11 protein-coding genes are annotated in these 19,451 nt (G+C 51.2%); all 11 read right to left on the reverse strand.

Translation table 11 applies throughout. From position 1 onward, the window contains the following. Positions 1-52: 52 nt before the first annotated feature. Complete coding sequence (locus ACFSR7_RS26725) at positions 53-1,816, reverse strand: hypothetical protein (RefSeq protein WP_378166925.1); 1,764 nt, start codon at positions 1,814-1,816, stop codon at positions 53-55. Between the two features lie 158 nt (positions 1,817-1,974). Continuing rightward, positions 1,975-4,860 carry a family 78 glycoside hydrolase catalytic domain gene (locus ACFSR7_RS26730; protein ID WP_378167180.1) on the reverse strand — a complete coding sequence of 962 codons (2,886 nt, stop codon included), beginning with the start codon at positions 4,858-4,860 and terminating at the stop codon, positions 1,975-1,977. Further along, positions 4,802-5,830, reverse strand: coding sequence for an SGNH/GDSL hydrolase family protein (locus tag ACFSR7_RS26735; RefSeq protein WP_378166927.1), 1,029 nt, complete (start codon positions 5,828-5,830; stop codon positions 4,802-4,804). Before ACFSR7_RS26735 ends, ACFSR7_RS26730 begins: the two co-directional genes overlap by 59 nt. Positions 5,831-5,858: 28 nt before the next feature. Continuing rightward, complete coding sequence (locus tag ACFSR7_RS26740; RefSeq protein ID WP_378166929.1) at positions 5,859-6,737, reverse strand: carbohydrate ABC transporter permease; 879 nt, start codon at positions 6,735-6,737, stop codon at positions 5,859-5,861. A gap of 19 nt (positions 6,738-6,756) precedes the next feature. Beyond that, complete coding sequence (locus tag ACFSR7_RS26745) at positions 6,757-7,650, reverse strand: ABC transporter permease (protein ID WP_378167182.1); 894 nt, start codon at positions 7,648-7,650, stop codon at positions 6,757-6,759. Between the two features lie 90 nt (positions 7,651-7,740). Further along, on the reverse strand, positions 7,741-9,432 hold the full coding sequence (locus ACFSR7_RS26750; RefSeq protein ID WP_378166931.1) for a type 2 periplasmic-binding domain-containing protein: 1,692 nt from the start codon (positions 9,430-9,432) through the stop codon (positions 7,741-7,743). 109 nt (positions 9,433-9,541) lie between these two features. After that, complete coding sequence (locus tag ACFSR7_RS26755; RefSeq protein ID WP_378166933.1) at positions 9,542-11,218, reverse strand: response regulator transcription factor; 1,677 nt, start codon at positions 11,216-11,218, stop codon at positions 9,542-9,544. Positions 11,219-11,228: 10 nt separating this feature from the next. Further along, positions 11,229-12,935, reverse strand: coding sequence for a sensor histidine kinase (locus ACFSR7_RS26760; RefSeq protein ID WP_378166935.1), 1,707 nt, complete (start codon positions 12,933-12,935; stop codon positions 11,229-11,231). An 18-nt stretch (positions 12,936-12,953) separates the two neighbouring features. After that, positions 12,954-14,981: a hypothetical protein gene (locus ACFSR7_RS26765; RefSeq protein WP_378166937.1), complete on the reverse strand. Its 2,028-nt coding sequence runs from the start codon at positions 14,979-14,981 to the stop codon at positions 12,954-12,956. 285 nt (positions 14,982-15,266) lie between these two features. After that, on the reverse strand, positions 15,267-17,726 hold the full coding sequence (locus ACFSR7_RS26770; RefSeq protein WP_378166939.1) for a glucosidase family protein: 2,460 nt from the start codon (positions 17,724-17,726) through the stop codon (positions 15,267-15,269). Positions 17,727-18,240: 514 nt separating this feature from the next. Beyond that, complete coding sequence (locus tag ACFSR7_RS26775; RefSeq protein WP_378166940.1) at positions 18,241-19,257, reverse strand: DUF4432 family protein; 1,017 nt, start codon at positions 19,255-19,257, stop codon at positions 18,241-18,243. Positions 19,258-19,451 lie beyond the last annotated feature (194 nt).

The raw sequence follows: 19,451 nt of genomic DNA on the forward strand, positions 1-19,451 counted from the left end.
GCCGTTTGCGGTATCCGGCCCGTTTGTATTTGCCATTCTGGGTTGCTATGAATCAGGGAAGTTCATATTCAACTTCGGCGATGAGCTTTAAACCGTTTGCAAAAAACGTCGTTCCATCGTATTGCCAACAATTTATCGAGGTCGTACCGGACACCGAAGGGACAATTGACGCAGATCCTGTCTTAGCAGTACTGTACGAGTATGCTGTTCCGATATAGCTATTTGACGACGATGCAAAGGGTAGCGAGATTAAGACCCCGTTGGCTGCCGTACCTTTCGTTGTAACTTGAATGTCGGCTCGGACTAAAATGGTTTTGCCGCGTCGGAGATAACGACCGCTAACTGGACCCAAAGTTGTAATCGTGCCCACTTGAGCCGTAACGGTCGGGGTGTACGTTGACCATACAGGTGTGTCGCCATCCATGACAACCGGTGTACCGCCGTTGATGCCCGCGTAGCCTTGAAGGCAGTTCATGCCGAACGATTGCAAATCAACGGTGACAGCGCAGGAAGAGTTGCCGATGTTGGCGTTCCATTGCGTTCGCGGGTTAGGCGCAAACCCAGTGTTTCCGATAACGACGATCTTGCCCGAAAAAGATGCGTCTGTTTGAATCGCACCGCCGCTTATGTCTTGCGTAAGCACAAAACGGCTGCCAGTAAAGGTGAACGCGCCCATGATCGGCGAGGAAAGAGAGTTGTTGTTCGTAAAGCACAGCGCCGATGCGACTTCAACTACGACTCCTGATACTGTGATACTGCCATATTGGTTGCCTGCAGTCGCTCCAGCGATAGCAGACAGCTTGAAGGCACAGTCATGCGTAATCTGGGTGCACATCATTTCACCGCCAGATATCGTAACCGTAGCGCCTTGAGACTCAATTAACACTGCAGGAAGTGAAGTCCACGAGCCGGTGCCAGCCCCATACCCGGAAATACAATTAGCGCTTGAGATTTGGATAACCGTCTGCGTACCGATGGCTTTTAAATACTGCGGGCAGCCGAAGGTATAGCCGCCACAGATATGAATCTCAGAACAGAGGTCATCCGGACGAGACCCATTTCCGAACCCCCAAGCGGTCTTGCATCTCACGATAATGACGTTCGTGAGATCGTAGAGCGACGTGGATTGGCTGGCACCATTGGTGTAGGCATGGAAACCATACGTGTAGTTCGTGTTGTAGCCCCCGTCGATCGTAAAGCGTCCATTGATCGTAACATCAGTCACATTGATGAACTGAAGTATAGCATCCTTGGCAGTCGCTGCGATGCCGATGAGTCCGCCGCGACCAATCCAATGGTGGCCAGAAACGCCTTGGACAATGAGTGTGGAGACGCTGAAATTCCCATCCCACTCCAGGGGGACATTAGCGGCCTGCGCCGCCGCAATCGCCACGCCAAGAATAGTCGCCTGGTCTGTGCCATCTTCCCTGGCGCCGAACATCTTACAGGTCCATGACCGCTGGCCAGCGATTTTCCAACGCCCGCCGTCGGTAGCTACAATAACGGAGCCGCCGTTATCGGAAGAAGTCGTATCCGCTGCATCGTAGTAGTACACTCTATGACGGCAATCGCCTGCTGCATAATAGCCGTACACCATCGCTACCGAATAATCCGTCTTACTAACTGCTCGCAAAGCGGAAATCGTGTCGACATTAGCCACGTTGGTCGTCGCAGCAAACGTTTTGATTGGAAAGCCGAGCCCTCCCAATGCCGCTGCCGCTCCCGCGGCTCCAAGAACGGCGAGCATTTTCCTTCTGCTAATTATCAGAGCCGGTTGTCCTTCTACTTCAGCTTCCTTGTCGTGATCATTGGCCATTACGATTCCTCCTGTCAATTTGAGGATGCACCTGCCCAATCCGAATGCAAGACCATTCGACAACCACTCCCAAGCTGTAGGTCGGTACCTGATTACATTGTAGTAAGCGATTCTAAACCTGACTATAATATTGCCTTGTCATTACAGTACTTTGTTGTTCAGTTTCTGCGGATTTCAAATGTGTAGGCTCCCGAATCGAGACGAATGACAACACCGTCAACGGTCCCGAAACAATCTATGATGCCATTCGGCGTTTCCGCTCCATCCGCTCCGCCTTCGCTGCGCCAGATCAACCGTCCGTTTTCGTGAATATCGTTATTGGCCTTGCAGAGCGCGCTCGGAATTGTCACAACCCCGCTTACGCCAGGCGGGATTTTGACGAAAAAGCTCGCTTCGCCGTTCTCTTTCTTCTCCCAGCGAGTCAACAGCATCCCACGAACGGTTGGCACAGTGGCTTCCGCAAAAAGCAATTCGTCCGGCATGTAGGGACGGATAGACACTTCGGCGAAGCCCGGTGCCGTCGCCGCAATCCCAGCGACATATTCCTGCAGCATACGGCCGGGATAGCCGTTCCAAGCGTGGCAATGGGACTCCATGTCGTCCCATCCTTCCCACAGCGTAGTTGCCCCCTGGCAAATCATATAGCCCCACCCCGGATATTCTTCGCGAGTGAGTAGCCGGTAGGCTGCTTCTTCTTTGCGGTTCTCGAACAAGACGCGAAGCAGCGGCAATGACAGCACCGTTTTGCATTCCCATGGCTTGGCAGCCACGCTTTCGATCGCCATTGAACGCCTTTCAGCAGGGACGACATCGTAAGCCAGAGCCAGCGCGTTCACGCCTTGGTGCGTCTTGTCGGAGCCGCTGCAATCCCGATACAATCCTTTTTCCTCGTCAAAAAACGCCTTACGAATGCACATCGCCAAGTGGTCCGCCTTTACTGCGTAAGTTTCTTGCTCCTTTTGCCGATGCAGCAATCCGGCGATCGCAGCTAGGATTCTAACCGCTTGAAGCACCTTCAGATTCAGTACCGTTAAAAAATCCGAGCTTTGCTCGACCGAAGGATAAGGCCAATCGCTAATATGCCAGCCTTTGCCTAACGGAATAAGACCGGTTTCCGCATCCGCGATTCCTAGGAAATAGTCTGCGAGACGCTTGGCCGTCTCGTAGTGCCGCGACAACAGACGCTCATCCCCGCTTTGGTAATAAACCTTCCAGAGCAGCGTGCAGAAGTGCGTATCCCATTCCGGAATTTGCAAATGCCCCTCGGGATCGTACTGCCGGGGCTCCTCGCCGCGAATTCCCCGACCTTCCGGACTCTCGCTGTAGAAAGCGCAGAACCCGGTTGGCTCCCGCTCTTCGTAATTCGTCGGCGTTACGAAAGGGAACGTCCCGTTCGTCAACTGCGCGTCCGCGAAATCGCCGAGCGTCTTCTCCAACGCCTTCGCAGCATCGAAATTGTACAGCAGCAGCTCCGCCTGCAAATCGGTGTCCGCCAAGTACTGCGCCTGTTCCCGGTGCGGACAGTCGACTGCCTGGCCGAGCACGTTATTTTTTTGCGTTTGAATGGCCACCGCGTACAAATCGTTCAACAGTGGGTTGGAGCAGCGAAAACGGCCCTCCTGCGCTAGCGCGGTATGAGCGGATACAACAGTCAGGTTGTCTCCTGGCAACAGCTTCTCCGGATAGCCGGTTACCTCGACGTAACGAAACGCCTTGTAAGAGAAATCCGGCTGCCAGCATTCGCGTGCCTCTCCACGCATCGTGTACTCGTCGTAATAGAATTGTGCCGTCTCGTTAGCGACATAACGCTTCACCGATCCATCCTGTTCCAACGCCTCGGAATAACGGAGTCGGATGGTTATTCCCGCGTATCCTTTCAGTGTGATCCTCGGCCATCCCGATACGATCTTTCCGACATCAAAAACTTGCTTCGTTTCATCTTCCGACCGAGAAGAGACTTCACCTGCCAAAACAGGAGCAATCTCTTCCTCGATGCCTCCTTCCTGCAATTCCTGCCATTTCATCGGCCACTCTTTCCGACCGATTCTCGCCTGTACGGCTTGGCCAAACGTCCCGGAAGTGCCGCTCGCCAGGTTCCAGTCCGGCGATATCTTGGCCGCATCATAGACCTCGATCGCAGACAACCGGCGATTTTGCTGATACGGCGTTGCGCATTGATGAGGAATTTCCTCTAGCACCTGCCAGCTTTCGTCCGTCTGGCATGTATGCCGTGTCCCGTCGCGGTACACGATTTCGAGCTGTGCCCTCAATCCCGGAAGTCCGTTGACATAATTTTGGCCGCTGCCGCCTAGATAATGAGCAACCGCCGCTAGGGAGCAGGCTCCCGGTTTCAGCTTAGCAGTCACATCATAAGCCATGTACAACTTGCGTTTCCACGGGTTGGTCGGGGCGGGCGACCCGTAGCCTCCGATCTTCTCGCCGTCCAAATACACATGGACCACGTTGTGTGCAGAGACAAAGAGCTTGGCGTAGGCGACTTCATCACGAATATCGACAACTTTGCGAAAGTAAGCGAAATCGTTTACTTTGACCTCTCGCGAGCTCCAGATCCAGTCTGCCGTCCAATCGTCCGGATAGAGCCCGGTGTCCCAGCAAGCGGGCTCGGAATCCATAAAGCGACCATCGCTATCCCAAGCAACCACATTCCAACAATACCGGACGTTCCCCTTCAATGGAGCTCCACCGTAGTCCGCATACCATGCGGAGCCCGGAAGCTTGCCGCTCGTCCAGATAAATTCTCCCTCCAACAACTGACGCTCGGTCTCTGCAACACAAACTTGAACGGCTGTCGGAAGAAAGCCCCGTTCCTGGCTCGACAACTGCCACGACAGACGGATGGCATCATTATCGATGCCGAGTGGGGAAGTTAACCCGTTTACTTTAAGCGAATAAAGGCGAAATCGCGAGGATCGTTCCGCCTGATCCCAGATCGTCAATATGAATGCCTCCTCAGCACAAAAAAGGTTACATAGCTCCAGTTGCCACAAATGGACGTAACGCTTCGAAGTAGATCCGGTGGCCATAATCGTTCGGATGATTGATGTTGTTGAGCAGCATGCTAGAATGCGATTTGCCGGCCCGCAGCTCTCGCTGCCATAACTCGTGAACATCCGCGACGCCGACGCCGAGTTCGCGCCCGATCCGCTTCAGGATGTCCGCGTAGATTGCGAGATCACCGCTGGAATGAATCCATGCCGGATTGGAGAGGCAAGGTGTAATTAGGATCGTATCGGCCATCGTCTCGACTTGAATTCTCTCTACCATCTCCCGAATGTTCTCCTCAAATTCTCCGGGCGGTATTCCGTTTCGGATCGATTCTCCCCTGCATTGATCGTTCATACCATATCCGATACTGATCAGGTCGGGACGCAGCGTGATCACGTCGTTCTCCAGTCTGGCCAGTCCGCCCGTGCTACCCTCACCTCCGACGGACCGATTGACGACTTCAATCTCAGCTGTCGGATATAACGCTCGAAGGGCATCCGCAAACAAGCTGTAATATGCAAGCGAGTCCCGGCTTGCTTCTCCACCGCAGCTGATGCTGTCTCCGAATACGATGTAACGAACTTTCTCCCCTTTGTTCAACTTTTCGATCACTCGGGTTAGAGGTGCGCCGTTGTTGAAAGACACATATCCAATCGGATCGTTTACATCGCTTGGCTCCTCGTAGTCGTAATCTCCATACACAGTAAACCTTTTGTTGCTATAATCCGTAAAACGGTTATGATCGAAGGTCGTCAATCCGTACATTCCATGCTCGGCCCAATTGGGAATGCGGCTGCCCGTCGTACGTCTGACGGCTCCTCCTTCTTCGTTGACGACAAAATCGTCACCTTCCTCGTAGACCGTGCACCCCTCGTCCGTCGGAAGCGTTGCGCTTCTCAAGACCAGCGAATGCGCCGGGGCAAAACGCAGTTTTTGCCACTCCTCGTTTACGAAAACGAAGCTTTCGGCGATCTGGCTTTTCCGGTTGTGTTGTAACTTGTTCGACATACGAAATCCCTTCCTTTATATCATGCGTCTATTCTTTGACACTGCCGAGCACGATGCCTTGCATAAAGAATCGCTGCAAGAAAGGATAAACGAGCAGGATCGGAATCATGCCGAGGAAAATCTGCGCGGTCTTTACGGTTCGCTCCGATATGTTCTGGAAGGCATCTATATTGGACAATTGTGACAAATCCGGTCTCACTACGATCGTCTGCAAATAGGTTTGGAGCGGATAGTGCTCTGTCCGGTTCATAAAGAGCAGGCCGTCGAACCAACTATTCCAATGGCTCACCATTGTAAACAAGGCTATCGTAGCCAATGCGGGCAGCGACAGCGGCAAGTAGATTCGAAGGAGCACCGTCAGTTGTCCGGCTCCGTCTATGAGTGCGGCTTCTTCTAACGCTTTCGGCAAGCCTCGAAAGAAATTGAGCATTAGAATCACATGATATACCGCAAGCGCTCCCGGTAAGACTAGCACCCAAATACTGTCCAGCAAGCCATAAGAGCGGTAGGTCATGTATTGTGGGACAAGTCCTCCCCCGATCAGCATCGTAACGACCAAATACCAGACGTAAACGCTTCTCAGCCTGAAAGCGTTCGGCTCCTTCGATAACGGGTAGGCTGTCAAAATAACGACAAACATACCGATAACGGTGCCAAGCGCGAGTCTTTCTAACGATACGAGGAAAGCGCGGTGGAATGCGTCACCGCTCAAGATAAACTTATAGGCGCCCGTGTTGAAGCCAATCGGCCACAAACTGACCGCGCCGGCTTCCACGGGTCCCGAACCGCTGAACGATATAGCCCAAATATGAATGATGGGAAGTAGGCTTAATAAGCCAAGCGACCCCATGAAGGCGTAATTGAATACGACAAATGCTCTTCTCGAGAAAGAGTTGGATTCTACCATCTGCGAAACCTCCCCCTTCTTAGAAGATCCGGTAATTGGCGAACTTGTACGCCATACGGTATGAAATTATAATCAAAGCCAGACTGATCACTGATTTAAATAGTCCTACCGCAGTGGAGACGCTGTACTGAGCATCAAGAAAACCGATGCGGTAAACAAGCGTATCGATGATATCGCCAGATTCGTAAACTTGTGGACTATACAAAATAAAGATTTGCTCGAATCCTGCGTTCAAGACGTTACCCAAGCTTAGCACTGCAAGCAATATCATGATCGGGGCCATGCCAGGCAACGTTATGTGCATCGTTTGTTTCCATCGTCCAGCTCCGTCGACCTGAGACGCTTCATACAAAGCGGGATCGATGCTCGTTAAGGCGGCCAGGTAGACAATAGTGGCAAAGCCGTACTCCTTCCAGGTATCCGTCAACACGGCCGTAATGGGGAACCAATTGTTGTTTCCCAAAAAATAAATCGGTTTAAAGCCTAAATATGCGATCATTTGGTTTACAACACCTGTGTTAATGGACAATACATCAATCAAAATGCCCCCTAGAATAACCCAGGAGAGAAAATGTGGAAGGTAAATCAGAGTCTGCACCGATCGCTTGAAAAACTTGATCCTCATCTCATTCAGCAACAATGCGGTCACAACCGGCACAATGAGCCCTGTCACGATTTTCAGCACGGCAATATAAACTGTGTTGAACACCACTTGACCGAAATCAGGGATATTGAATACATAGCGAAAATTATCCAGTCCTACCCAATCTGAGCCGAAAAGTCCACGGTTTGGGACGAAACGTTGAAAGGCAATCGCGATGCCGGCGAGCGGTACATAGCTGAACAGAAAAGCCAATACGATCGCAGGAATCATCATTATGTGTAAGGGAATCTGTGTTCTCCGAGATTTCATTCCGTCGATCACACCTTTCGAAAACTTGAATGCGGAAGAGGACGGAAGATCGCCCCCCATCCTCTTCCATGTGCACGATAATTCAATTTTTTATTGAGCTTGCTGATACCATTCGTTGACTTCTGTCGTAATTTGTTTTCCGCCTTGTTTATACCAGTCGTCCACAAACTTATCAAATGCCTCAAGCCCGGATTCCCCAAGGATGATTTTCATAACCATCACTTGCTCCATCTTTTTCAGGCTGGCCATCTTCTCGCCCATCGCCGGTGTGGAACCGCCGAGAAACTCCGTTATATGAAGTCCATTGTTCTTTTTATAGTTGTTAATAACTTCCAAGCTCGAATGATTGACCCCGAACACGCGGTCGAATCCCCAATCCCCTACGTCGGATTTATCCGTTTGCCATTTTTTTATTTTTTCATAATAGTACTTTTGGTCGGTCGTTAGCTTGGACTCATCTCCGCTTGAGAGAGCCGCGGCGATTTCAAGGTGATCGTTCAGATTTTTCTCTGGCGGTGAAGCGGTAACAAGTCCATAGCGATAGTACTCGACTCCCGTCTTCTCATTCCGTGATAAACCTTGCTCCGGATTGAACCAATTTTTTTCGATCCAGAAATTCATTAGTTCTAAAAGTGCTTCAGGGTGCTCATATCCTTTGCGAATGACGTGATATTGGTCCGCCACTCCCCCCATTTCGACCAGCACGGGCTGTCCGTCTGCAGATGGGATTGGATAAGCGCTCCATTCGGCGTTCGGATCGTTCTTCTTGGAGCCGTTGATCGCATAGAGCGGAGCAGCCATGTCTCCGAAGAACAACCCCAATTTGCCGGCGGAGATTGATTCGAACACCTTTTGCATGTCTTTGACTCCGAACTCCTTGTCCATTAGCCCTTTTTTGTACATTTCAGCCAGCAGCGCCAGCCCCTTTTTCATTTCCGGCAGCGTGCTGCCGTACACGAGCTTACCGTCGCTGCCTTTCACCCAGGATTCCGGGTAAGCGTGGAAGGCATTCATCAACTTTCCGATATTCGGGGAACCCATATACTGCAGTTCCTTGGACATCCCGAACCCGATCGTCTTCCCCGTCGGATCGCTATCCTTGAATGCTTGGGCAATATTGACGACATCTTGCATGGTTTGAGGCGGATCCAGATTAAGCTTCTTCAGCCAATCATCGCGAATCCAAAGCACCCCGGCGCTGTCAATAGAACTAGCGGTAATGGGAAGCGCGTAGATCTTTCCGTTATAGCTGGATGCCCTCATAGCGATACCGCCGTCCGCATACATCATCTTTTTTGTATTTTCACTGGCATATTTCTCGAAAACATCAGTCAAATCCGCTATCATGTCGGCTTCAATCAAATCTTTTAACTGCGAACCATTGACAAGGAGCTCATCCGGAATGGATCCGGAAGCAATCGAAATGTTCGCTTTGTCCCAGTACCCTGCAACACTGCTGACAACCCATTCATTCTTGACCGATATGCCTAACTGATTCCTATAGGCATCATAATACTCGTTGTTATCAATGGATCGGCCTTCTTCGAATTTCATGCCTTCTGTCGCTCTGCCCGTCGTCAATTCGATCGGCGGATCGAATTTGTGGAATGGAGCGTTATCTGCCGGTTCTTGCGAGGCTGCGGTCGAGGAAGCGGAAGCTTCCCCGCTGCCTGTTGGCTGCGAATCGGTGTTACCTTTGCCGTTGTTGCAGGCGCTTACGAGAATGACGGCAAGCGCGAGCAGCAGCGATGTTATTTTGATCTTTCGTGCTCTGGGTTGCATAGGCGTCCCCCTCTTCAATTGTCAGCCGCATATGGTGGCTTAAGTCACATTCTATGGCTGACAGCAATGGCAAACAAGAGAAGATCATTGCTCTTTATGCACTATGTTGTCAAGATTCCTCACGCAGATCTAACTTGGTCTTTCGGCATAACTCCTTGTACTCAACAGGTGTTATGCCGACCCTTTTCTTAAAAAATTTACTAAAATAGGACAGATTATTGTCAAAACCAAGTTCCGCCGCGACGGCCTGAATTTTAATATCCCCGGAGGTGAGCATTTCTTTGGCTCTTGAGATTTTGATACTTGCAATCTTTTCTGCAAGCAGGGATCCGCTCGTCGCATGATAGATGCGGGACAAATAGTGCGGGCTCAAATGAACGCGCGAAGCGAGATGGTGAAGCGACAGATCGCCGCCGAGATTGCTCTGAATATAGCTGTCGATCTCGCTCACGATTCGCGTCTTGATATCCTCTTTTTCCGATTCGAGGAGCTTACCGATGCTCCTTGCAATATCTAGATAATAGCGAAGCAGTTCTTCCCAGTTGGCATGCATTCTGTAATTGCCGAGACCGTTAAAGTCGATTTCGTTCGCTAGCATATCGGATAATTTTCTCCGGTTTATGTAGGACAACAGCATAGCCGACACGGTATTGAAAATTTCCATTTGCCCCGTGTAGCTTACATATACCGATTTGCGTGCAAGGTCGAACACCTCTTTCAATTGGTCGTAAAACGCCGTAATGTCGTTGTTCTCCAGCTTGGTCCGTATCTTTTCAATATGTCGAGAGAGCGCGGCTTGCTCGTAACTGAGGTCCGAAGCGGCATCTCTTCCGGCATCTATATCGTCGATAATAATTTCTTTATCAAGGCCGATTCCCCGCTGCAGCAAGGCATACATCGCCGAATATGCTTGTCCGGCGGTTTGCCAGGAGATGTCGGGCTGGGACAAAACGAGCGATAATGACAAATGCAGCACATTGCGAATATCCTGCTGCACCTTTTCGAGCATCTCGCTGATGTAGCCGTGCAAACCAAGCCTGTTTTCGTATAGCGTATCGTCACCGTTCCTGTGTTGAACGAACCAGATGATATACGATTCCCTTTTTATGGAGTAGATACGGCATTTTTCCGCCAAATGGTGTTCCATCACGTTTTCGACCGCGTAGGACAAAAGTATGCGGTCTTTTCCAGTGAATTGGATCGGCCATTTATCGATCCGAGCGACGACCAGGACAATTGAATCGTGCCTGTTGAAGGGCAGCTCAAGCGCGTCCAGCTGCTCCTGCAGGACGGGGCCTTCCTCCACTCTCCCGGCAATCAACTTGCTGAAGAAATCCTCGCGCAGTACCTGGAGCGCTTCCTTGTACTGACGCCGCGCCTTTTCCATAATCTGCAAGTGGTCCGTCTCATGATCGATCTGGGCGCTCGCCCGTTCGATTAAGTCAATAATCACTTCGTTGTGGGCAGGCTTGATCAAGTAGTCGAATGCTCCCTGACGCAAAGCGGATTGCAAATAATCCTGATCGTTGTAACCCGACAGAAAAATAATCTTGCAATGCTTCCACTGCCGGCAGACGATCTCGGAGAGCTGCAATCCTGTCATTCCGGGCATCTGGATATCCGTGATCAGAATATCAATCCGATGCCGCTCCATAATCTGCAGTGCTTCCTTGGCTGTGTGCGCCTTCCAGACTTGCAGATCGCCTTCCATGTCGTGAACGACATTCATGAGGCCTTGGACGATAACTGGCTCGTCATCGACGATCAAGATCGATTTCATAGACATCTCTCCTGCTCTAAGATGTTTCCGTCATCTCGATATGTATCGTTACGGTTAAACCGCCCGCTTCATTACTGTGAAGATAGACCCCGCTTGCCGATCCGTATTGCAGCTTCAAGCGCCGGTGAATGTTGTAGATGCCGTGAATGTCGCTGCCTTCCAGCCCGTTCGCGAGTCCCTTATTCAGCGCGGCCAGCATCCGCTCGTCCATTCCTGCGCCGTTGTCCTTCACCTTCAGCGTCAGTACCCGGGGCTCGCAACGGAGATAGACGATGACCTTGCCCCCTTCTTCCAGGCCGCTAATGCCATGATTGATGGCATTCTCTATGATCGGCTGAATGATCAGTCGAGGCACGCGCCAGTCGACTATCGCCCCTTCCAAGACAAATTCGCATTCGAGCCGGTTGCTGAAGCGAAGCTGTTGAATGGACGCGTAGTTTCTGGCATGGTTCAACTCGGATTCAAGCGACACGAGATCGGAATTGGTATACGTGATGAATTTAAAATAATCGCCAAGATGCCGGGACATGTCCTTGACGCCGGCCAAATTTTCTTCCTGTGCCATCATGTACAGAATGTAGAGGCTATTGTAGAAAAAATGGGGATTAATCTGCGATTGCAGTTGCTTGAGCTCGGATTGCTGGCTGTGAATCGTCTTCTCGTACACTTCCTGGATCAGTTGTTTGATCTTTTTGACCGACTTGTTGAATTGGGTGTATAAATAATGGAACTCATCCAATTCTCTCCTGTCGATCTGAACGTCCAACGTCCCTTGTTCCACTCTTCTGAACGCCGATATGAGCTTCTTCAGCGGCGAATGGATAAGCCGATAGATGATCAATGACCCGAGCAACGCCACGGCCACGGCGAACAAGGAGATCAAATAATAAAATTTCTTTAGGGCATATACCGGCTTGAGCGCCACGTTCTCGGGCATATCGACCGTCAGTCGCCAGCCTAGTAGCTGTGACTCTTTGGCAGTGGTCAGGAATTTCTCGCGCGCGTGCTCAAGAACCGCTCTCGTATTGCCGTCTCCGGCAGTAGAGGGGGCGTCAGTGTCGGCCTTCCGGTACAGAGCCTTTCTAAAAAGGTAGTCCTCCAATATGACGACAGTATCTTTTGCCGATTGAAGGAAGTTTAAATCCCTTCCGATCGTGTCCACGGACAACTCAATGGCCACAATAAATTGCGATCGGGTCGATACGGGATAGCCGATCGGAATTAGCAGCCGGTCGTTGTAATACACGGATGGCACGTGCGACCTGCGAGCGGTACGAATGCCTTCGTATTCCTCCCAATTCCACGTTTCAACGCCAGTGCGGGACGACAGCCGCTTCTGAATATTGGGCATGATTACGAACACTTCTTGAATATACTTGCTCGAGGCTGCGAGGACTCCGACCTTGTAAGAGAGATCGTTGAAAGCTTTCGTTTGTTCGTAATAAGTCAACGATCCGAACCGAATGCTCAGATCGTTCAGGTCCGGATCGTTGATGAATGTTTGCTGCAGGCCGACAATTCGCTCGATTTCCGTTTCGATCGAATCCATCGCATATTCGGCCTTCTGCTCCATTGAATTGGACAGCTCCCGGCGCACAATATCGGCCGCATACTTGTTCATCAGCAGGCTGATGACATAAATAGGGAGAATGATAATCAGAATGGTGACGACCAACTTCGTGTAGATTGTAAATCTGGGCTGCTTGTTCGGTTGATCCAGCACACCGATTCCCCCAAGTCGTTATCCCCGCGGATTGCCGATCGCGACCGCCATCCATCCGAGCGGAGATAGAGTCGTTTCCAGCCGAAGGTAGCCGAAGCGGTCGTCAACGTCGTACCGATATTCGGGATCCGCAACGACAAGTCCGTCGGAATTCAACCACTCCATTGTACCCGATAATCGTAAATTTGGGTTCAACTGCAACAACGGCCGCACGATCGGATCCAGACTCAAATTGTGGATGACAATCACGAGTCTCTCCCCATCCGGCGCCGCTCTGCACATGAGGTGGACGTCGGGATGATCCGGCAGCGTTGCCGGCAACGCGTTCCGGTTAATCCAAGCCAAGCTGGAAGCTAACTGAGCCTGACGGGCGTAGTTAAACACAAGCTGCTTGCTGAGAATAGCCTCTTGCAGATCAAAAGGAAGAATGCAAAATCTCTGTCCTTCGGCGTTCTCATAGTGAATGACGGCTGGGCGCATCGGCTTCAGGCAAAGACCGAGAAATTCCGTGACGATTCGCGCACCGGCTTGTAACTCTCCCTCATAAAATCCCGACGGACCATACCCGATGAGCCACATATATTCTCCTGCATACTTGCCGCATATGCCTTCGTCCACGTATCGTTCAAATACCGGCGTCTCAGCGGTCCTAATCGTCATAAGCCCGATATCAATTCCTCGGTCAATGAGCCACTGCGCAGCCGGACCGTCGACGACCGCACCTCGATCGAGCAGACGCATTAATTCGTCGTGAGGAAGGCTTGATGCACTGAATCCGCTGAGCCAAACTGGACCTTCATCGTCGTCATGGCTGACGGGAATGCCAAGACGCGACAGCATTTGCAGCGATACCGGCGGATCCGGCCAGTCATAATGAGCGGTACTACCGCTTTCTGGAAGCTTTATCCGCTCGAAAGAGTAGGGGTCCATGGATGGTTTGACACCTTTGCTGCAGTAGTGGGGCGGACAGAAAGATTCAATGGCGCTGTATAGCTTTCGTTTTTCCTCTATCATCTCCAGATAGCCTGTCTCCAACCCCGCTGAAAATGAAAAGTGAAGCACATACTGAAGGATTCCGGGTACTCCCGCGGCGCGAATTCCGAGATTAAAAGCGTTCAGGTCCGCTGCCGGACAGTGAAACCGATTCTGGGGAAACGTATCCCCTTCCGCCATAATGTCCACATCGATATTTCGCAGCCAATGCATTTGCCAGCGGGTATATTCTACGATCCAGCCGATCCGATGAGGCTCCTTGGACCAATAGGGAGCTCCGATCGTCCGCACGAAGGGCCGCGTACTGCCGGACAACGTTCGCAATAGCCGTTCCATCTCGACACCTTCATGCGTCCAATGCGACATAACAGCGCACAAACCGAGTCTGGCTTGGGCATTTACTTCATGCACCGCTCGTTCAATTACGCTTGCCAATCCGAGAAGGCTGTCACCTATCACTTCCAACCACAAGCTTCTTAACGGCGAAGTTTCGCCGTGGAGCACGATCTCCACCAGTTGCTCGCGATCGATCTTGATTCCCGCTCGCTTCCGGAACTCGTTCATATGGAGCGGACAAAAGCAACCGACCGGCGCTTCGCTGCGCGAATGCAAACGAAAATCGTCGTCAAGCATGACCATCTCCACGCCTGATTCGGCTATCGTGCCGTAAACCTCGCCCAAATAGGCTTTGAAGGCTTCGTCAAGCGGACAATATGCCCCTTTCACCGCCTCCCCTGAAGGTCCGACAATTTGCTGGAATTCGCGCGTTGCGCCCTCTACTAGCGAACCGCCGTGTCCGATCGTATTTCCCCAGTAGGCGGCCTCGACGCCCAGCTTTCGGTACATTTCGATACTCGTTTTAAGAATGGCCGCTTCTTCCTTCACTAGCGCAAGATCGGGAAGATGACCGATGTGAATGCTCGCGGCAAGGAATACGCGTTTTGCCTGCGCCTGCGCGATCTGTTCCGCCAGCGGTCGGGCATAAGCTTGCCGGAAAGGCTGGATATGTATCGGGATGGACATCTCGGTGCCTTTGCCGCCGGTTATTGTCATATTCGTGCTCCTCTTTTTTTGATTGACTATATCTTAAAGAGCGACAGCCTGTTCTACAATGACAAATCGTTGTCATACCTGTACTTTGTTGTTTGGTTTATAATCAAGCGTTTTTTTTGCCTTGTATCCTTCTCTCATTGTGTCCGCATAGGCTTAACGGAACGATCGGAACGAAATTCACTCTTTCAAGGGTCGCTTCAACAAAAAAGGCAGACCGAATGCGAACATTCGTCTGCCTTTGCTATTACGCCACTTTGGCAATGCCCGGCATAGAGTTCTATTTCCCTATGACGGACTCGGGCTAACCAGTCGGGATCCAAATTCGAAAACCACCTTCATCGGCGCCTTGGCTGGCTGCAACACCACCTGCTCCCCTTCGAAGCTCGCAGACTTGCCATCAACGGTTACGGAATCAGGCGCCTTTCCCTCGGGATGGCGAACCGACAGCACCATCTCTTTTAGCGAGTCAGCAGTCGGAGGCACGATGTCTACCACTACGCTTTTCCCATCGGACTTGGTGCGTAATGCCATTTTACCGAATAGTGTGGGAGCATCTTCGAAGACAATCGTCTCTCCTTCTTCAAACCACCTGCTCGGGCAGCCTCTGAGGAGCCAGAGTCTTCCTTCGTCTGCATGCTGCTCGTCGATCACCGTCCTCCGTAGCATGGCGAGGTGACGACCGATATTAGATCCATTGGGATGATAGGTTGAGTTTCCAAAGAACGGATCATACACATTCGTACGCTCTTGGGTCTGGTAGCAGTCATGCGACATGCCGTAGACCAGGGAGGAATAGAAGGTCAACAGCGCTTTCTCATGCTCGCCTCTGGCCAGATAGCACATGTGATAAGTATGATCCGTCTGGGCGTTATACCATTCGGGATGTCCGTAGGTCTCATGCATGCCGAGTAGTATCCCGTGCTTGCGTGCCGTATATTCCACCATAGGTTCAAATCGGATATCGCCCGGTTTCAACAATCCGGTATAGTAAAGCTGCACGGGGCCATCGGCCATCCACCAACTCGGGCGGTGACCTTTCTTCCAGAAAACCGCATTAGGTACATAATGAAGTCCTGTTTCAGGGTCCATTCCTTCCTCATTGCGGAGGACATCAAGTATGCAGTTTTTATACTCATCCGCCTCTGAAAGAAGGTTCTTCGCATCCGGTATGCCTGCGTTCTCAAACGCCTTTGCTATTTCAGACATTCCATACCACGTATAGTTATCATTGAAGGTAAAGATGTAAGATCCTTCTCCCCAGTCACCAGCGCGGCCGGATGGCATCAAACCGTAAAACTCGACCTTTTCGCCATCTTCCTTAAGAATTCTTGTACCTTCCCTTTCTTGTTGAATCCATTTCCAGGCAGCGTTGATGCTCGGGCTTATCTCTTTCAACCATTTGCCGTCGTTCGTGTATTGGTAATAGGCGGCCAGCATCCACAAGGTGGAGCCGGTGTTGTTCATCCACTCCCCTGATGCCTGTCCCGGATAAGAACCAATGAACGATTTTGCGCCAACAGGTCCTTGATCAACGGCGTGCGATCCTACACCCGCTTGCCTGTCAACAAAGAAGCGAAGGCACGGCTCTACCTCTTGATAAAACCCGAGAGACATCATGGGGACGAGCATAAAGGCTTGCTCCCAGGGAAGGATTTCTGGCAGAAAAGGGGTCTGATACGGCTGTTTCCAGGGACGATTCGGGTCCTGTGCGATGCATCCGAAACAGGAAAGAATCAGCGACTTATACATATCGTTCAGACGGCTCTCGGGCGTTTGCAGCTTCATACCGGTGCCAAGAATGCCGTTTAAACGCTTTTCAGTCTCGATCAGAGCCTGATCGAAGTTGATGCCGCGCATCTTTTCAGCCTCGTCTGCCGGAATCAGGCTGCCGCTGTCGGTTACCACCAGGTCAAGGGTCTGCGAAGCGCCCGGCTGAAGAGTGGTGGTGAAAACGAGCGCATTTTCACACATCACCGACTGCTCGTCCGCGGGCAAAGTTGCAGATGCCGATTCAAAGCGTACGTTAGCGCTTTCATCAGTTTTATAGGAAAGGATAAAGCGATCGGACTTCAGAATGGCCGACTCCAGAAGTTCAAATCCCCCCGAATCTCGCCGCCATCTTTCAGGAGACGCCGTGAAGGAGAGATGCGACGGTCCATATTTCAAACCCAGCAGGTTGTGATCGTTCCCTGGTTCCATAAAAAAATCGTGCTGGACCGCACTCATCATTTCTCCCGGACTGCCGATTGTCACCATCAGATCAGACTTCGACGACTCATTGCCGGTATTCTCTACAACGAGCCGTATCAAAAGACATTGGCGTTCTTTGCCGGTTAACACTTTTTCATCGTTTGGAAGATAACATAACGCTGTCTGTTTAAACTTCAGCTTCTCATCTTGCCACTTCGTATCAATCACCGGTAGGTAGCCCTTGTGCAGATGACGGACCGTGCGGCGCATATCGGGAAATCTCGGCTCCGCTCCGCCTGCAACCCCGAGTGCGAAGGCACCCGATCTCAGGCCGACAGTGATGGAGGCATCCGGATGCAAATAAACCATGTTAGGGTGGAAAGGCACCTGTATCGGTATCTGCTTGGATATTGGGGTTGCCATCCCGAGGAGATCATCCCAGCTTACCTCAATCTTTTCCTGTGCCGTACGTTCGAGACTTAATTGCGTCTTCAACCGCTCATATGCCACCTCATAGCCCGCACCTGCAGAATCATGATTCGTTTCTTCCGCCATCTTGTTTCATCCCCTTCTGGCTCCGATAGGTTAATTCCTACAGACAGTACTCCTTTCGTTTCGCTTGTTCGATACTCATTCTAGGGTTACGTGCATTTAATGTCTAATACAAATCGTTCAATACTGATATAATCAATGTGGCATATCAAACAAGCAAAAATTTTACATTAACCCCTGTGTTCACCAGGATTTAAACAATGTCGGCAAAAGGAACGATTGGCGGATACGACCTTCGTTCTGATGGACGAAGCTACAAAGGCTGATCATAAGATGAAGGGGGCCGCCCTGTCCTTGTCTTCGCAGGCGGGCGGATTTTTCAGCGGAAAATACAGCGAGAACCAGCGAATCCCGGTTAACAAGTAGGATTCCCCAATTCAATGGGCACGAGGAGAATTTCATACGGTCAACTGCAGAAATCAGGAGCACGGACTGTATGTTTTACATCTCAAGTACTTGTTGAGCACTGACCAGATGTCATAGAAACGAACACTGAACAAACTTATATAACGTTGTACTAGCGCTCAAACAGCCTCATTGAAGTCGACGTTTCATGCGATTCTTTGGGTCCGAGCTGCCGAGCGTAGCCCCCTTTGACAGCAGCCTCCAACCCGCCCGACAATGGCGTGCTGCTCGGTTCAACCCCCATCACATAATAACTGCCATAGAAAGGGTAGGTCAGCGTTCCCTTGAATTCCTGCCACAGCCAGACGTACGGGTATGCTTCGAGATCCCATTCTACCCGTGCGCCCAGCCCGAGCTCGTCGTTCACCAACTCGTACCAGCCTTCTCGCATACCGGTCAAGTAGGACATGTCCGCCGATCGATTGTTTTCCGGGGGCATCTTACTGAGATCGATATCCTTGCCGTCGAAATCCTTCACGATCGGCCAGCCCTGAATGCCAGCCGGAATTCTGCATGCGGATAGGTCACTGCCTTCCGGAAACGGCTCGACCTCCAACTTGTCACTGGGTACGGTCAGACGGCTGCCGCCGCCGAGCAAAGGTGCTCCGAACGCAATATGCTGCCCCCAGATGTAGTCGACCGAAACCTCGCTGTAGTTCGTGATCCGATCATGAATCAGGAAGCTGTCCGCACCGATGCCGAGCGAGATGGTCTTTTCCAAAATAAAAGGGGTCCGCAGCAGCGTTGTTGTCAGCCGAAGAGAAACGCCTTCCTCCTCTTCCACAAGCTCATACTGCCACGGCACAACGGACGCTTCTCCATGAAAACCCATCGAAGCACCTTTGTAACTGCAAGCCGCCCCCATATTGGGGAACATGTAATTCCAGCCACCGTAGTAACGGTCCATCCACTGCTCCTCCGAGTTGCCCGAATCGAAAATAGTTGGCAGTCGCCGCGGCCCGCTCGGTGATTGGAACAACACATTGACGCGGTTTTTCGGCTTATACTCGACGCTGTAAATATCGGCGCCGTTGTCGGGCAGCACGACGACAGTCAACTTGTCATTTTCAAGCGTCACGGATCTCATGCCTGTCGAAAGCATATCTTCCAGAATTTTCACGTTTCTCATGGTTATCCTCCAAAAGACCGAAGATACTCTCGGCCGATCGATATGGAACATTCCTGCGGATCCGTCGCTGCAACAATAACCTGAACCGCCATCTATTTTAATTCTCAGATGACAAAATAAGCAATATTCGATTGCGGCGTACGAAACGTAGAGAACGGCAAAGACGCGATCCCTCTTCGCTATACGAAGCAGAA

This window comes from Cohnella sp. GCM10020058 (assembly GCF_042683485.1).
Taxonomy (GTDB): Bacteria; Bacillota; Bacilli; order Paenibacillales; family Paenibacillaceae; genus Cohnella.

Bases quoted from the DNA above. Each gene is read 5' to 3' on its own strand.
- ACFSR7_RS26725 (WP_378166925.1), bottom strand. From the start codon at position 1,816: ATGGCCAATGATCACGACAAGGAAGCTGAAGTAGAAGGACAACCGGCT.
- ACFSR7_RS26730 (WP_378167180.1), bottom strand. From the start codon at position 4,860: ATGGCCACCGGATCTACTTCGAAGCGTTACGTCCATTTGTGGCAACTG.
- ACFSR7_RS26735 (WP_378166927.1), bottom strand. From the start codon at position 5,830: ATGTCGAACAAGTTACAACACAACCGGAAAAGCCAGATCGCCGAAAGC.
- ACFSR7_RS26740 (WP_378166929.1), bottom strand. From the start codon at position 6,737: ATGGTAGAATCCAACTCTTTCTCGAGAAGAGCATTTGTCGTATTCAAT.
- ACFSR7_RS26745 (WP_378167182.1), bottom strand. From the start codon at position 7,650: ATGAAATCTCGGAGAACACAGATTCCCTTACACATAATGATGATTCCT.
- ACFSR7_RS26750 (WP_378166931.1), bottom strand. From the start codon at position 9,432: ATGCAACCCAGAGCACGAAAGATCAAAATAACATCGCTGCTGCTCGCG.
- ACFSR7_RS26755 (WP_378166933.1), bottom strand. From the start codon at position 11,218: ATGTCTATGAAATCGATCTTGATCGTCGATGACGAGCCAGTTATCGTC.
- ACFSR7_RS26765 (WP_378166937.1), bottom strand. From the start codon at position 14,981: ATGACAATAACCGGCGGCAAAGGCACCGAGATGTCCATCCCGATACAT.
- ACFSR7_RS26770 (WP_378166939.1), bottom strand. From the start codon at position 17,726: ATGGCGGAAGAAACGAATCATGATTCTGCAGGTGCGGGCTATGAGGTG.
- ACFSR7_RS26775 (WP_378166940.1), bottom strand. From the start codon at position 19,257: ATGAGAAACGTGAAAATTCTGGAAGATATGCTTTCGACAGGCATGAGA.